The sequence below is a fragment of the Streptomyces griseoflavus genome, assembly GCF_014649995.1.
Classification (GTDB): domain Bacteria; phylum Actinomycetota; class Actinomycetes; order Streptomycetales; family Streptomycetaceae; genus Streptomyces; species Streptomyces griseoflavus.
The window spans coordinates 25,295-40,554 of sequence record NZ_BMUC01000001.1 but is presented as its reverse complement, the minus strand read 5'-3'; the positions used below and the strand labels follow the sequence as shown (position 1 = coordinate 40,554).

The following is a 15,260-nucleotide window of genomic DNA, read 5'->3' as shown; positions in this document are numbered from 1 at the left end:
CCAGGCGGAGGGTGGCCAGAGGGCCCGGCCTAGGCGACCGGGCTGCCGTCCAGGGGCTGCTGGGCGGAGACTCCCGGCGGGGCGGCGACGCCGCCCTTGCGCCGCAGCTTCTGCCAGCGCAGCCGGCCGCCGGTGAGCGCGGTGATCCAGGACTGGAGCAGCACGACGTACATCAGCTGCCGGTAGAGGATCTGCTGCAGCGGCAGCGACAGGAGCGGGGTGAGTTTCTCCTTGTCGAGGAAGAAGGAGTAGGCCGCGCAGGCGGCCTGGAGGGCGAGGACCGCGAACCAGGCGAGGATCGTCGGGCCGGTCGGGCCGAAGATCAGGCCGTAGATCAGGAACACGTCGATGAGCGGGGCCAGCAGCGGGGCGAGCACCATGAACAGCGAGACCAGCGGCAGTCCGACCCGGCCGAAGCGGCCCGAGGGGCCGCGCTCGATCACCGCGCGGCGGTGCTTCCAGATCGCCTGCATGGTGCCGTAGGACCAGCGGTAGCGCTGGGACCACAGCTGCTGCACCGACTCGGGGGCCTCGGTCCACGCGCGGGCGTTCTCCGCGTAGACGACCTTCCAGCCGTCGCGGTGGATGGCCATGGTGATGTCGGTGTCCTCGGCGAGCGTGTCGTCGCTCATGCCGCCGACCCGCTCCAGCGCGGCCCGGCGGAAGGCGCCGACGGCTCCGGGGATGGTGGGCATGCACCGCAGGACGTCGTACATGCGGCGGTCGAGGTTGAAGCCCATCACGTACTCGATGTGCTGCCAGGCGCCGATCAGCTTGTCCTTGTTGCCGACCTTGGCGTTGCCCGCGACGGCGCCGACGCGCGGGTCGCCGAAGGGCTGCACCAGTTCGCGGACGGTGGTCGGCTCGAAGACCGTGTCGCCGTCCATCATCACGATGATGTCGTAACGGGCGTTGGCCACACCCCGGTTGAGGGCGGCGGGCTTGCCCGCGTTGAGCTGGCGCACCACCCGGACGCCCGGCAGGCCCAGGGACTCCACGATCCGCGCGGTGCCGTCGCTGGAGCCGTCGTCGATGACGATGATCTCGATGGGGTGGTCGCTCGCCACCAGGGAACGCACCGTGTCCTCGATGCACTTGGCCTCGTTGTACGCCGGCACCAGCACCGTCACCGGTTCGGTGACCGGCGGCCCCCAGGCGAAGCCCTTGCGGCGCACCTTGCGGGCGTGGACGGCGGACAGGACGAGCATCAGCCCGAAGCGGGCGATGACCAGGAACCCGATGACCGCGAGGCCGGCGACCAGGACGGCCGTGATGTTGTCGGAGATCTGGACGAGGAAGACCCAGGCCTTGCCCTTCCACAGCTCGACGCCGGTCACCGGGGAGTGCGCGCTGGGCGCGGCGAGGGCCTCGGTGAGGTTGTCGAACGCGTAGCCCTTGTCCTTCAGTTCGGGCAGCATCCGGTCGAGGGCACGGACGGTCTGGTGGCGTTCGCCGCCGGAGTCGTGCATCAGGACGATTCCGCCCTCGCCGTCCTCGGGCGTGGAGCGCCGGATGATCTCGTCGACGCCGGGCTTGCGCCAGTCCTCGCTGTCGTGGGTGTTGACGACGGTGATGTAGCCGCGGTCGCCGATGTACTGGGCGACCGGCCAGGAGGCGTTGTCCATGGCGCCGGCCTGGGAGGAGTACGGCGGCCGGAACAGGGAGGTGCGGATGCCCGCGGCGCCCGTGATGGCGAGCTGGTTCTGGGACAGCTCCCAGTCGATGCGGTCCTTCGACTGCAGGGAGAGGTCGGGGTGGTTGAAGGTGTGCAGGCCGATCTCGTGGCCCTCGTCGACGATGCGGCGGACGAGGTCGGGGTAGCGGGAGGCCATCGTCCCGGTGACGAAGAAGACGGCGTGCGCGTCGTGCTTCTTCAGCACGTCGAGGACCTGGGGCGTCCAGACCGGGTCGGGGCCGTCGTCGAAGGTGAGGACGACGTGGCGGTCCGGCACGCGCAGGGTCTCCGCGCGGCCGCCCCTGGTGTCGATGACCGGGCCGCCCTCCAGGACCTTCTCCGGCACCCGGTCGGCGGCGACGGGCGACTGGACGCGGTGGTCGGCGAGGATCTCGCTGTGCACGTAGCCGCGCAGCATCAGCATCGCCATCAGGGCGACGAGGAACAGCACCGGGAGCAGCAGCCGCAGGGGAACGCGGCGACGGCGGGTTCGGGATGCCATCAGAGGACGTACTCCGGGGACGGTGCTGCGGCGGACGTGGCGGTGGGTGCCGGCTCGGCGCCGGCGTTCTCGGCGGCGACCGGCCGGTCGGCGGCGGGCGCGGCGACGGGGTCCGCGGCGGGGGCGGCTCCGCCGTCACCCGCCGGGGCGCTGGTCACGGGGGCGGGGTCGTCGGCCGGCGGGGGCGAGGCCGGCGGCGGGGTGGTCGCCGGCTGCTCGGAGGCCTGCGGCGCGGGGGTGGTGCCGGTTGCGCTGCCCGGCTGCCGGCTCCTGCGGGTCGCGGTCGGTTCCGGGTCGGCACTCGCGCCGGGCTCGTCCCGGCCCGCGGTCGCGCCGGGCGCGGGAACGCTCGCGCCGGGTTCGGGGAGGCCGGTGGCGCCGTCGCTCGGGGAGTCCCCGGGGAGGAGGCCGGTGCCGGAGCCGGGCGCCGTGTCCGTCCCGTCGGGCCGCGGGGACGTCTCGACCTTCCCCGCGGGCCGCTCCTGCTGCTGTCCGGGGACGGGCAGCCAGGGGGCGTCGGAGTTGCCGGACACCAGGGTGGCGACGATGACGGCGGCGTAGCCGGCGCAGGCGAGACCGACGGCCAGGCCGATACGGCGGTACCTGCGGCTGCGGCGGCCGGACTCGTCGACGAACACGGGCCCGTCGGCGCTCTCCTGGCTTCCGCCCGGCTTGGCGGTGGCGGTGCGCAGGACGCCGTCGGCGCCGAACTGCACGGCGTCGAGCTGGACGGTCACCTCGTGCGGATCGTGGGTGACCGCGACGGGCTCACCGGCGGGTTCCTCCTGCCACGGGTCCCGCACGGAGGCACCGGTGGCGGCCGGCGCGGACGGCACCGGCCAGCCGCTCTTCGCGGCGGCGGGACTGCGCAGCATCGTGGTCCGCTCCGGGTCCTCGCCCCCGCGGAGTACGGCCGTCCGGTCACCGGTGCGGGGGGCGGCGGGCCGCTCCTCGCGGAACGCGGCGGGTGCCCCGGCGTCCGCGCGGCCGTCACGCGGTTCGGGCCGCCGCTCGCGCGGGGCGGTCGTGGGCCGCTCGCCGAGGCGGAAGCGGCGGTCCCGGTCGCGCGGGGCGTCGGCGCCGGCGGCACGCGGCGCGCCGGCACGGTCCGGTGCCGCGTCCGCGGGCTCGCGGCGCGGGTCGGGAGGACCGTCGGTGTCCGCGCGGTCGCCGTGGCGCGCCGCCCCTTCCCGGCCGCCCCGAAGGGACACCGTGCGGTCCGCGTTCCGGTCGGACTCGTACGGGGGCCGGCCGGTCACGGCGGGGAAGGCCCCGAGGCGCGCCCAGCGGTCCTCGATCGCCCCGGGCTCCGGGGAGCCCCCGTCTTCGTCAGTGACCCGGAGTTCCTCGGCCGCCGTTGCGTCCTCGAGCTCTCCGGGTTGGGCGTCTTCTCGCCACTTCTCCACGCGCACGCACTTCCCCCCAGGGACAGTTCCGGGTGCGCGTACGACCTGAGCACTCGCCGTCGGACCGGGCCCCCACCCGCTCCGAGCGCCCCGTTTATCACACTGTGCTCGGGCATTGAATGTAGCGCACGAGGAGGTTCTGTGTTTGCCACGCGGCCCTTCGTGTCAAAGGCGAGACATCACGCGGACGCCATGACGACAGAGTCGCTGGCCGGAATCCATCCCTCCTCCGGCATCCGCAGCCAGCCCTCCTCCGCGCCGACGACGGCCGCGGCACGCCGAAGTGCCGACAGAGCGGGATGGATCAGCCCTTTCCGCCACACCAGGGACACGGGTGACAGCGGAACCGGCTGCACGAGGGGCCGCAGCACGGTCGCCGGCATCGCCGGGAAGTCCACGACGGCGAGGATCGGGTGACGCGTTCTGGCCATCACGCGCTGGAACTCCTCCTCCCCGACCGCCAGCGGCGCGGGCGGCGCCAGGGCGATGTCCCGCCCGTGGAAGAGCTGCCGGGCGAAGTCGGTCCACTCCGGCGTGCGGGGGTTCCCGGCCCCGGCGTAGACCGTCTCGCCGGACAGCGCGGCCAGCGGCACCTCGGGCAGGGGGGCCAGCGGGTGGTCCTCGGGCAGCACGACCGCCATCGGCTCGTACCGCACCGGCTGCTGGTCGAGTCCGGAGCGCAGCGCGGGCGCGAGTCCGGCGAACCGCCCGAACGAGGCGTCGAGGCGTCCCGCCAGCAGCTCCCCCGCGGCCCAGGTGAGCCCGCTCTCGTAGCGGGCCATCAGCTCGTGCGCCGGGGCGAGTTCACGGGCCCGGTGCAGCACGCGGCGCGGCGTCCGCAGGCCCGGGGAGTTGAGGTCGACCAGCAGGGGGCGCGCCTGCCCGGCCGCGGCGAGCAGGTCGTCCTGCGCCTGGAGCGCCGCACGGGCGTACGGCAGCAGCCGTTCGCCGTCGGCGGTGAGCGTCACCCGGCGCGTGGTCCGCACGAACAGCTCGCTGCCCAGCTCCCGTTCCAGCCGCCGTACGTCCCGGCTGAGCGCCTGCTGGGCGACGTAGAGGCGCGCGGCGGCACGGGTGAAGTGCAGTTCGTCGGCGACGGTCACGAAGGCGCGGAGCAGGCGCGGGTCGAGGTGGGCGGGGGCGGACATCACGCGAACTTACAACACGGCCGCGTGAATCGGCACCGAGAAGGTGTTGGACCGGCGGTGCGGCCGGCGGCGACGGTGGTGTCATGCCTCAGCCCACCTCCCGGGACACTCCCCTGCTCACGGTCACCGCCGACACCCTGGTCGCCGTCGACTTCGGCCCGCGCACCCGTGGCACGCCCCGCCCGCGGGGCCCGTACGGCCGCCTCTTCGCCCTGCCCGGTGCCCGCGCCTTCACGGCGGGGAACCTGATCGCCCGGCTGCCGATGGGCATGTTCGGCGTGAGCGCGGTCATCATGATCGCCGGGACGCGGGGTTCGTACGCGCTGGCCGGCGCCGTCACCGCGACGGGACTGGCGGCGACGGCGGTGGTCGCGCCGTGGACCGCGCGCCTGGTCGACCGCCACGGGCAGGCCCGCGTCGCCCTGCCCGCCGCGGTGGTCGCCGTGCTCGGCTCGCTCGCCCTGCTGCTCTGCGTCCGTCACGGCGCCCCCGACTGGGCCCTGTTCGCCTCCTACGCCGCCACCGCCACCACGCCCAACACCGGGGGCATGTCCCGGGCCCGCTGGGCGCACCTGCTGAAGGGGGACCGCGAGGCGCTGCACACCGCCAACTCCTTCGAACAGGCCGCGGACGAACTGTGCTTCATGCTCGGCCCCGTCCTCGCGGCCTTCCTGTGCACGGCGTTCTTCCCGGAAGCCGGCACCCTGGTGGGCGCCGTGCTGCTGCTGACGGGCGTCGCCCTGTTCACCGCCCAGCGGTCGACCGAGCCGCCGGCCGTACGCCGCTCCACCGGGCGGGCGCCGTTCCGGGCGCCCGGGATGCGCCCGCTGCTGGGTGTGTGCCTGGCGACGGGTGCGGTGTTCGGCTCCATGGAGGTGGTGACCATCGCGTTCGCGGACGCGCAGGGGCACCGCGCGGCGGCCGGCGTCGTGCTCGCGCTCCAGGCGGGCGGCTCCTGCGCGGCGGGACTGCTGTACGGGGCGGTGCGCCCGGCCGGGTCCCCGCGGTCCCTGCTGCCGTGGTGTCTGGCCGCGATGGCCGCGCTGATGACCCTGCCGCTGCTCGCGGCCGGCCTCACCGGCTCGCTGTGGGTGCTGGCGGGGGCGCTCCTGGTCGCCGGGATGGCGACCGCCCCGACGATGGTCACCACGATGACCCTGGTGCAGTCGTCCACCCCCGAGGGCCGGCTGAACGAGGGCATGACGCTCGCGGTGACCGGTCTGCTCGGCGGGATCGCGGCCGGCAGCGCGGCGGGCGGCTGGACCGTGGAGCACGTCTCGGCGGCGGCCGGTTTCGGGGTGCCCGTGGCGGCGTCCGCGACCGCCCTCCTCCTCGCCCTGTGCACCCTCCTCCCGTTCGGTCCGTCGAATCGCTCCACCGATTCACGCTCACCCCATTGACGGCCACAGGCCCCGCACCTACCTTCACCCGTCGAAGCGCTTCGACCACGGCGCCGACCGCTCCCGCTCCCCCGGACGGTGCAGACGAGGACTCCCGATGGTGAAGATCACGGATGTGGCCCGGCGCGCCGGGGTCTCCCCCAGCACGGTCTCGTACGCGCTCAGCGGCAAGCGTCCGATCTCCGACGCGACGCGGCGCCGGGTCCAGGCGGCCGTGCGCGAACTGGGCTACCGCGCGGACGCCGGCCGCACCCAGGCCGGACGGCGCTCGCGGGTGCTGGCCCTGGCCGTCCCGATGCGCTCCGGCATCCACCTGCCGGTGACGACGCGCTTCGCGGTGTCGGTGGCCGCCGCGGCCCGGGCCCACGACCACGACGTGCTGCTGCTCACCCACGGCGACGGCGAGGAGGGCATCGGGCGCGTCGCCGAGGCGGGTCTCGCGGACGCGGTGATCGTGACGGACGTACAGCTCCACGACCCCCGGCTGCCGTTGCTGCGCGCGCACTCACTGCCGTCCGTACTGGTCGGCGTACCCGCCGAACCGGACGGGCTGACCTGCGTCGATCTGGACTTCCGGGCGGCCGGTGAGCTGTGCGTGGACCATCTGGCGCGGCTCGGGCACCGGGTGGTGGCGCTGGTCGGTTCGCCGCCGGAGGTGTACGTGCGGCGGACCGCGTTCGCGCGGCGGCTCGTGGAGGGGTTCACGGCGGCCGCGGACCGGGGCGGGCTCGTCTCCGCCGTGCACCCGTGCGGGACGGGCCGGGGCGACGCCCGCGCGATCGCCGAACGGCTGCTGCGCGAACTGCCCGCGCTGACCGCCGTGGTGGTGCACAACGAGCCGCTCCTCGATCCGCTGGTCGACGCCTTCGAGCAGCTGGGGCTGCGCGTCCCCGGCGATCTGTCCCTCACCGCCGTCTGCCCGGCCCCGGTGGCCGCGTCGGCCCGGGTGCCGCTCACCTCGGTCGACGTCCCGTCGGCCGAGCTGGGCGCCCGCGCGGTGCGTCTGCTGATGCGGAGGCTGTCCGGCGCTCCCGTACCGGGGGCCACCCTGCTGCCGCCGCGCCTGACGGAGCGGGCGAGCACGGCACCACGCGGGGGAGGCCGGTGACCGCCGCGCCGGACGGACGCGCATGACACAGGCCCCGCCGCTCGGAGCGACGGGGCCTGTGCCCACATGGGATGAGTGGAGATGGCGGGAATCGAACCCGCGTCCAACGGTGCGGAACCAGGGCTTCTCCGTGTGCAGTCGACTGTGCTTTTCTCGGCCCCGGAGATCACGTCGACAAGTCTCCGACGGGCTCAGTCACTGTTAGGTTTCCCTCTTCACCCCGTGACCGGGATCAAGGTTTAGTCCCCTAGCTGATGCCAGGATCCGGGTCGGGAACATCCCCGGGCTGACACTCCCTTTAGTAGGGGAGCCGCTGCTCGCTACCTGAAATCAGGCAGCGAGGGCGAGCTCGCCCTGGGAGACAGATCGCTTGGAATTGGCGATTGTTTTTTTCGGCCTGTGGTTTACGAGATCATGGCCGCTTCCTCGACACGCTTCCCCTGCTTCGACAGCCGCTGTCGAAACCGATCATCCCCATGTTTTTTTCTCAAGGTGCGCACCCGCTGTGGAGTGCTGTCGCCATCGTACGTGACCAACGCGGGTCGGTGCCAGCGTATTCCCCGGCACTCGGCGCGGGGCTACGCCCGCTGCTTCCTGCGGGCCGCCGAGATCGCCCGGTCGGTCTCGCGCCGGTCCTGCTTCTCCCGCAGCGTCTGCCGCTTGTCGTACTCCTTCTTGCCCTTGGCCAGCGCGATCTCCACCTTCGCCCGGCCGTCCTTGAAGTACAGGGCGAGCGGCACGATGGTGTGCCCCGTCTCCTGGGACTTGGACGCCAGCTTGTCGATCTCCGCGCGGTGCAGCAGCAGCTTGCGCTTGCGCCGCGCGCTGTGGTTGGTCCAGGTGCCCTGGCTGTACTCCGGCACGTGCACGTTGTGCAGCCACGCCTCGTCGTCACTGAGCTGGACGAAGCCGTCCACGAGGGACGCCCGCCCCTGACGCAGGGACTTCACCTCGGTGCCGGTGAGGACCAGGCCCGCCTCGTAGGTGTCGATGATGAGGTAGTCGTGCCGCGCCTTCTTGTTCTGCGCGATCAGCTTGCGCCCTTTTTCCTTAGCCATAGTGCCGCCATTTTCGCACTACGGAGGGGGTCGGCGGGAAGCCGATTAACTGCCGCCGGACGGGCCCTGCGCGCCGAGTCCGCCGAGGACCGTCCCGGCCCGCCGGAGCGCGTCCCCGTCGGCCTCGACGTCGGGGGTGAGGCCGTGCCCGTCGACGCCCCGGCCGGAGGGGGTGCGGTAGTGGCCGACGGTCAGCTCGGCGACGGAGCCGTCGGGCAGCTCGGTCGGCATCTGGACCGAGCCCTTGCCGAAGGTGCGGGAGCCCACGACGACCGCCCGCCCGCGGTCCTGGAGGGCGCCGGTGAGCAGCTCGGCCGCGCTCATCGTGCCGCCGTCGACGAGCGCGACCAGGGGTCTGGTGGTGTCGCCGCCCGGCTCGGCGTGCAGGGCGCGCTGCTCGCCGTCGACGTCGTAGGTGGCGACCAGGCCGCCGTCGAGGAAGGCGGAGGCCGCGGTGACCGCCTCGGCGACCAGTCCGCCGGAGTTGCCCCGCAGGTCGAGGACGATCCCGGAGTCGGCCGGTGCCCGCCGCACGGCGGTGCGGACCTCGTCGCCGGTGCCCCTGGTGAAGGCGGCGACCTCGACGACGGTGACGTCGGCGTCCAGGGCGCGGACGGTGACGGTGTCGCGGGAGAGCCGAACCCGCCGCACGGTCTCGCTCCACGCGCGCGTGCCGCGCTCCAGACCGAGGCGGACGGTGGTGCCGGCGCCGTCGCCGCCCGTGGTGCCGCCGCGCAGCAAGGAGACGACCTCGGTGACGGGCCGGCCGTCGACCCGCTCCCCGTCGACACTGCGCAGCCGGTCCCCGGCACGGATGCCCGCTTCGGCGGCGGGCGTGTCGCGGCCCACCTTCGTCACCTCGATGCGGCCGTCCCGCTCGCGGGCCCACAGGCCGACGCCGGTGTAGCGGCCGTCCAGGGCGTCCTCGAACTCCTCGTACTCGCCCGGGGAGTAGACGGCGGCCCAGCGGTCCCCGCTGCGGCTGACGGCCCGCTCGGCGGCCTCCATGGGGGACGTGCCGTCGGCGGCGGCCTGCTCGGCCGCCCGGGCGACGTCGGCGTGGTGGCCCACGGGAGCGGCCTGCGGCGCACTGTCCGCCGCGGTGTCGCGGTCGGTGCCGGGCAGGCTGCCGGTGGCCGCACCGGCGACCAGCACGCTCGCGAACACCAAGGTCAGGGCGACCCCGCGGCCGATGCGGCGGGGCTGACAGAACAGGGCACGACCTGACATGCCGGTGAGTCTAGGACAACGCGAAGGGGCGCACGGGCCGTTGACCGTGCGCCCCTCTTGGCAAGAGTCACACCTTCAGATACTTGCGCAGCGCGAAGAACGCGGCCAACGCCGGCATCAGCAGGCTCGTCGCGAGGATCAGCGGGAGTTTCGTCAGTACGGCGTCCCAGCCGATGAAGTTGATCAGGTTCAGCTTCTCGGACAGGGCGAGTCCGTGGTCGATGATGAAGTACCGCGCCACCAGCAGGAATCCGCAGGCGAGGGTGCCGCCGATGAGTCCGGCGACCGCGGCCTCCATGATGAACGGCGCCTGGATGTAGAAGCCGGACGCGCCGACCAGCCGCATGATGCCGGTCTCCCGGCGGCGGCTGAACGCGGAGACGCGCACGGTGTTCACGATCAGCATCAGGGCGACGACCAGCATGAGGGCCATCACCGCGCGGGCCGCCCAGTTCATGCCGTTCAGCAGCCCGAACAGGTTGTCGAGGATGCCCTTCTGGTCCTGCACCGACTGCACGCCGTCACGCCCGTCGAAGGCGGTCGCGATGACCTGGTACTTCTCCGGGTCCTTCAGCTTGATGCGGTACGACTCCTGCATCTGGTCGGGCGTGAGGGAGCTGGCCAGCGGCGAGTCGCCGAACTGCTCCTTGTAGTGCTTGTACGCCTCGTCCTGCGACTCGTAGGACACCGTGTCGACGACCGACATCTTCTCCAGGTCGGCCTTGATCTGGCCCTTCTGGTCGTCGGTCACCGCGCCCTTGGCGCAGTTGGGGTCGGACGTGGCGTCACTCTTGTTGCACAGGAAGATGGAGACGTTGACCTTGTCGTACCAGTAGCCCTTCATGGTGTTGACCTGGTCGCTCATCAGGAGCGACCCGCCGAACAGGGCGAGCGACAGGGCGACGGAGACGACGACGGCGAAGGTCATCGTCAGGTTGCGGCGGAGACCTACGCCGATCTCCGACAGGACGAACTGGGCGCGCATGGCGTCTGATCAAGCCTTTCCGTGGAGCGTCAGTGCTGGTAGCCGTAGACGCCGCGTGCCTGGTCGCGGACGAGACGGCCCTTCTCCAGCTCGATGACGCGCTTGCGCATCTGGTCCACGATGTTCTGGTCGTGCGTCGCCATCACCACGGTGGTGCCCGTCCGGTTGATCCGGTCGAGCAGCTTCATGATGCCGACGGAGGTCTGCGGGTCGAGGTTGCCGGTGGGCTCGTCGCAGATGAGCAGCTTGGGCCGGTTGACGAAGGCCCGGGCGATGGCGACGCGCTGCTGCTCACCGCCGGAGAGCTCGCCCGGCATGCGGTCCTCCTTGCCGCCGAGCCCGACGAGGTCGAGCACCTGCGGCACGGACTTGCGGATCTCGCCGCGCGACTTGCCGATGACCTCCTGCGCGAAGGCGACGTTCTCGGCGACCGTCTTGTTCGGCAGCAGGCGGAAGTCCTGGAACACGGTCCCCAGCTGGCGCCGGATCTGCGGCACCTTCCAGTTGGAGACACGGGCGAGGTCCTTGCCCAGGACGTGCACCTGCCCCTGGCTGGCCCGCTCCTCGCGGAGGATCAGCCGCAGGAAGGTGGACTTTCCGGAGCCGGAGGACCCCACGAGGAAGACGAACTCGCCCTTCTCCACTTCCAGGGTGACGTCCCTGAGTGCGGGGCGGTTCTGCTTGGGGTAGGCCTTGGACACGTTGTCGAATCGGATCACGGATGCACCACGGGTAGCCGGGGGTAGATGAGCGTGACCTTACGCGACCCGGAGAGCCGAGCGCAGTCACCGGAGGGGGTTGCGGAAGAGATGCGCCCTTTGTGCCGGGTGACGAGAACTCCCCGGGGGCGCGGGGCTGTGACATGTGCGGCTCCGCCCCGTGGGCGCGACCGGCCCCCACGGCGCCGCGGCCGCGATTCCGGCCGAGCCACCCCTGTCTCGGCGACCCGGCGCGGCTTCCGCGGGAACCTGGCACAGTGGAAGGGGGGAACGTTCACGCGGCCGTGGGCGTTGTGTGACTGGAACAGGTGCGAGGAGGGCGAGCGCATGACGTACGACCGGCTGGTGTGCGCGAACTGCGCCGCGCCCGTGAGCGAGGGCCGGTGCCCGGTGTGCCGCGCGAACCGCGAGCGGCTGCAGCAGGACAACTTCTTCGGCGGGCTGAACCCGGTGGCGCTGATCGCCCTGCTGGCGGTGCTGATCGCGGCGGTGGCGCTGCTCGCCCAGCACACCGCCTGACACCCGGGAGCAGGGATGTGACGAAGGGCCCGGAGCGCGGTCGCGCTCCGGGCCCTTCGCCCTACGTCATGCGTACGGTGCGTACGCGTGCCGCCACCGTCAGGCGGCGGCACCGCCGCGGCCGGTCATCAGGCGCGGGAGCACCCGGAAGCCGATACCGCCGGCGATCATCGTGGCGGCGCCGATGACCAGGAAGGTCATCTCGGCGGCACCGGTCTCGGCGAGCTCCTTGCCGTTGCCCTGGACCGAGGTGGCCGGGGCCTCGTCGCCGGTCTCGGTGAGGGCCGAGGAGCCCTCGTCCTGCGGCGAGGTGCCGCCGCCGTCCGGGGAGGGGCCGGAGTCGTCACCACCGCCGCCACCCGGGGTGGTCGGCTTCTCGGTGGGCTCCTCGACGGGCTCCTCGGGCTCGGTGGGCTGCTCCGGCTCGGTGGGCTCCTCGGGCTCGGTGGGCTCCTCAGGCTCCGTCGGAACCTCGGGCTCGGTCGGCTCCTCGGGCTCGGTCGGCTCCTCCGGCTCCGTCGGGATCTCCGGGTTCTCCGGGTTCTCCGGGTCCTCGTCCCCGAGCTCCGCGTTGACGCCGACGTTCAGGCCGCCTTCGCCCGCTTCGGCGCTCACACCGAACTCGAGCGCCGAAGCGGCGCCGGCCGCCGTCAGCGAGGCGCCGGCCGCGATCACGGCGCCGGCCGCGATCCGAGCGACACGGATCCGCGTCTTCTTGGTCATCTGGTTGCTACCCCCAGTAGCTCATCGTCAGTGAGGCGGCGTACGGGGCCGTGATCGACGGGGGTTGCTGTGGTGAAAGCCCCCCGGTTCACATGCGCCCCGGAGATACGCATGCCACGCTTCACCCTTCCCACTTTCCAAAAGAACGTCAAGGCCGTTGCGTGCGCGATGTCCGGCTACGCGCGCTTTGCGGGACGAAGAATCCGCAACTGTGACGTGAAACCCGCGCATCCCCGACACGGAAAGGCAACTGCCGCCCAGTGGGCGGCAGTTGCCTTGTCGACAAATCGTCGGTGCGCTCGGGGAGTTACTTCTCCTGCTGCTTGCGCCAGCGAATCCCGGCCTCCAGGAAGCCGTCGATCTCACCGTTGAACACGGCCTCGGGGTTGCCGACTTCGTGCTCCGTGCGCAGGTCCTTGACCATCTGGTACGGGTGCAGCACGTACGAACGCATCTGGTTGCCCCAGGAGTTGCCGCCGTCGCCCTTGAGGGCGTCCATCTTGGCCTGCTCCTCCTGACGGCGGCGCTCCAGCAGCTTGGCCTGGAGGACGTTCATCGCCGTGGCCTTGTTCTGGATCTGCGAGCGCTCGTTCTGGCACGAGACCACGATGCCGGTGGGGATGTGGGTGAGGCGCACCGCGGAGTCGGTCGTGTTCACGCCCTGGCCGCCGGGGCCGGAGGAGCGGTAGACGTCCACCCGCAGCTCGGACTCGTCGATCTCGATGTGGTCGGTCTGCTCGACCACGGGCAGGATCTCGACGCCCGCGAAGGAGGTCTGGCGGCGGCCCTGGTTGTCGAACGGCGAGATGCGCACCAGGCGGTGCGTGCCCTGCTCGACGGAGAGGGTGCCGTAGGCGTACGGCGCCTGGACGGAGAAGGTGGTCGACTTGATGCCGGCCTCCTCCGCGTACGACGTCTCGATCAGCTCGGTCTTGTAGCCGTGCTGCTCGGCCCAGCGCAGGTACATGCGCTGGAGCTTCTCGGCGAAGTCGGCGGCGTCGACGCCACCCGCCTCCGCACGGATGTTGACCAGCGCCTCGCGGGAGTCGTACTCGCCGCTGAGCAGCGTCCGGACCTCCATCTCGTCCAGCGCCTTCTTGACGAGCTCGAGCTCCGACTCGGCCTCCGCGCGGGTGTCCGGGTCGTCCTCCTCCTCGGCCATCTCGAAGAGCACGGCGAGATCGTCGATCCGGCCGCGCAGCGTCTCGGCCTTCCGCACCTCGGCCTGGAGGTGGGAGAGCTTGCTGGTGATCTTCTGCGCCTCGTCCGGGTTGTCCCAGAGGGACGGCGCGGCCGCCTGCTCCTCGAGCACGGCGATGTCTGCCCTCAGTTTGTCGAGGTCCAGAACGGCCTCGATCGACTCCATGGTCGAGGAGAGGGACTTGAGCTCTTCGGATACATCGACGACTGCCACGCCCTCCAGCGTAACGGTTTCCCGCGGTGGGCCATGCCGGGCGGCCGCTCCAGCCCCTGCCGGGCGGCCGTGGGCGCGCGGTTCCCCGCGCCCCCGAGGGGCAGTGTCAGGGGACGGCCGGGGTGGAGGTGTGGGTGTCCTCGGGTGGGGCGGCGGTGTCGTCGGAAGCGGCGAGCCAGGTGGCGGCGCCGGCCGCCGCCAGGAGCACCGCCGCGACGGCCACGGTCAGACGGCGCCTGCGGGTGACCGCGCGGTTGCGCGCCGACCCGGGGCGGGGGGCGCCGGACGCGCGGGGCGCGCGGGCCGTGCCGCGGGCACCGCCGGCCAGCTCGTCGGGGGCGGGCACCCTCATGGAGGTGTGCGTGTCACGGTTGGAGTCGGACGGCTTCGCACCCGGCACCAGCGGGACCGCGCCCCGGCGCCGCACGGGCTCGCCGGCGGACCGGGAGGGGCCCGACGCCGGGACGGCCTCGCCCGCGTCCTCCTCCGGCCCGGTGTCCGGCTCGTCCACGTCCAGCGGGGGCATCCCCGCCAGCAGCGGCAGCAGCTCCCGCAGCCGCGCGCCCAGCTCGGAGGCGCGCAGCCGGGACGCCGGGGCCTTCGCCAGGCACTGCACCAGGAGCTGCCACAGCTCGTCCGGGATGCCGGGCAGCGGGACGACCGTCTCGGTGACGTGGCGGCGCAGCACGGCGCCCGGGTGGCCGCCGCCGAACGGGGTGAAGCCGGCGAGCAGCTCGTACAGGACCGTGGCGAGGGCGTAGATGTCGACCGAGGCGCGCGGCGGGAGGCCCTCGACGATCTCCGGAGCCAGGTAGTCCGGCGTGCCGATGATCTTCGTGGCCCGGGTGCGGCGCGGGGTGTCGATGAGTTTCGCCACGCCGAAGTCGGTGAGCAGGGCGCGGTGCGAGCCGCCGGGTCCGAGCGGACCCTGCATGTCCAGCAGCACGTTCTCCGGCTTCACGTCCCGGTGGACGACCCCGGCCGCGTGCGCCGCCGCCAGCCCGTCCGCGACGTCGGCGACGATCGCCACCGCGGCCTCCGGGGCCAGCCGGCGCTCCCGGTCGAGGCGGGTGCGCAGGTCCGTGCCCCGGACCAGGTCCATGACCAGCGCGAGATCGTTGCCGTCGACGACCAGGTCGCGCACGGAGACGACGTGCGGGTGTTCCAGGCCCAGCAGCGCCGTCCGCTCCTGCACGAAACGGCCGACGAGTTCCTGGTCCGAGGAGAGATCCTCACGCAGCAGCTTGATGGCGACGGGCCCGTCGGGGCCCTCGCCCAGCCACACCGTGCCGGCGCTGCCCCGCCCGAGGATCTGATGGGCGGTGTACCGGCTGCCGATTCTCCGTGCCAAGACTGCTCCTACCGACGCGTGT

Annotated in this window: 13 protein-coding genes and 1 other RNA gene; 3 read left to right on the top strand and 11 right to left on the bottom strand. The window is 72.6% G+C overall.

All coding sequences use genetic code 11. The annotated features are described in order from the left end of the window. Nucleotides 1-29: 29 nt before the first annotated feature. The 3 genes from IE172_RS00155 to IE172_RS00145 all read right to left on the bottom strand — a co-directional run bounded on the left by IE172_RS00155 (nucleotide 30) and on the right by IE172_RS00145 (nucleotide 4,731). Entirely contained in the window at nucleotides 30-2,177 is a 2,148-nt protein-coding gene (locus IE172_RS00155) for a bifunctional polysaccharide deacetylase/glycosyltransferase family 2 protein (RefSeq protein WP_190094965.1), read from the bottom strand. Beyond that, complete coding sequence (locus tag IE172_RS00150; RefSeq protein WP_190094964.1) at nucleotides 2,177-3,583, bottom strand: hypothetical protein; 1,407 nt, start codon at nucleotides 3,581-3,583, stop codon at nucleotides 2,177-2,179. The genes IE172_RS00155 and IE172_RS00150 overlap by 1 nt, the downstream gene beginning before the upstream one ends. Before the next feature lie 179 nt (nucleotides 3,584-3,762). Further along, the gene (locus IE172_RS00145) at nucleotides 3,763-4,731 is read right to left on the bottom strand and encodes a LysR family transcriptional regulator (protein WP_190094963.1); all 969 of its coding nucleotides are present in this window, start codon (nucleotides 4,729-4,731) and stop codon (nucleotides 3,763-3,765) included. A gap of 83 nt (nucleotides 4,732-4,814) precedes the next feature. On the opposite strand from IE172_RS00145, the gene IE172_RS00140 reads away from it, so the two are divergent. Beyond that, on the top strand, nucleotides 4,815-6,131 hold the full coding sequence (locus tag IE172_RS00140) for an MFS transporter (protein WP_190094962.1): 1,317 nt from the start codon (nucleotides 4,815-4,817) through the stop codon (nucleotides 6,129-6,131). Nucleotides 6,132-6,228: 97 nt separating this feature from the next. Further along, nucleotides 6,229-7,239 carry a LacI family DNA-binding transcriptional regulator gene (locus tag IE172_RS00135; RefSeq protein WP_190094961.1) on the top strand — a complete coding sequence of 337 codons (1,011 nt, stop codon included), beginning with the start codon at nucleotides 6,229-6,231 and terminating at the stop codon, nucleotides 7,237-7,239. A 73-nt stretch (nucleotides 7,240-7,312) separates the two neighbouring features. On the opposite strand, the gene ssrA is transcribed toward IE172_RS00135, so the two are convergent. The 5 genes from ssrA to ftsE all read right to left on the bottom strand — a co-directional run bounded on the left by ssrA (nucleotide 7,313) and on the right by ftsE (nucleotide 11,231). Next, nucleotides 7,313-7,715, bottom strand: a transfer-messenger RNA (tmRNA) gene (gene ssrA, locus IE172_RS00130). Nucleotides 7,716-7,817: 102 nt separating this feature from the next. After that, entirely contained in the window at nucleotides 7,818-8,297 is a 480-nt protein-coding gene (gene smpB / locus IE172_RS00125; protein ID WP_190094960.1) for an SsrA-binding protein SmpB, read from the bottom strand. A gap of 45 nt (nucleotides 8,298-8,342) precedes the next feature. After that, nucleotides 8,343-9,527, bottom strand: a complete 1,185-nt coding sequence (locus IE172_RS00120; protein ID WP_190094959.1) for a S41 family peptidase — start codon at nucleotides 9,525-9,527, stop codon at nucleotides 8,343-8,345. Nucleotides 9,528-9,594: 67 nt separating this feature from the next. Beyond that, nucleotides 9,595-10,512, bottom strand: a complete 918-nt coding sequence (gene ftsX, locus IE172_RS00115) for a permease-like cell division protein FtsX (protein ID WP_190094958.1) — start codon at nucleotides 10,510-10,512, stop codon at nucleotides 9,595-9,597. Nucleotides 10,513-10,541: 29 nt separating this feature from the next. Continuing rightward, nucleotides 10,542-11,231, bottom strand: a complete 690-nt coding sequence (gene ftsE, locus IE172_RS00110) for a cell division ATP-binding protein FtsE (RefSeq protein WP_189561402.1) — start codon at nucleotides 11,229-11,231, stop codon at nucleotides 10,542-10,544. 327 nt (nucleotides 11,232-11,558) lie between these two features. Between ftsE and IE172_RS00105 the strand changes: the two genes are divergently transcribed. Continuing rightward, nucleotides 11,559-11,750 (top strand): hypothetical protein, encoded by a 192-nt coding sequence (locus IE172_RS00105; protein WP_190094957.1) that lies wholly within the window; start codon nucleotides 11,559-11,561, stop codon nucleotides 11,748-11,750. 99 nt (nucleotides 11,751-11,849) lie between these two features. Here the strand turns inward: IE172_RS00105 and IE172_RS00100 are convergent, their stop codons facing one another. The 3 genes from IE172_RS00100 to IE172_RS00090 form a co-directional block, all read right to left on the bottom strand. Next, on the bottom strand, nucleotides 11,850-12,473 hold the full coding sequence (locus IE172_RS00100) for a hypothetical protein (protein WP_190094956.1): 624 nt from the start codon (nucleotides 12,471-12,473) through the stop codon (nucleotides 11,850-11,852). 307 nt (nucleotides 12,474-12,780) lie between these two features. Continuing rightward, a complete protein-coding gene (prfB, locus tag IE172_RS00095; RefSeq protein WP_190094955.1) occupies nucleotides 12,781-13,887 on the bottom strand; it encodes a peptide chain release factor 2 in 1,107 nt (368 codons plus the stop codon). A gap of 106 nt (nucleotides 13,888-13,993) precedes the next feature. Further along, nucleotides 13,994-15,238 carry a serine/threonine-protein kinase gene (locus tag IE172_RS00090; protein WP_190094954.1) on the bottom strand — a complete coding sequence of 415 codons (1,245 nt, stop codon included), beginning with the start codon at nucleotides 15,236-15,238 and terminating at the stop codon, nucleotides 13,994-13,996. Nucleotides 15,239-15,260 lie beyond the last annotated feature (22 nt).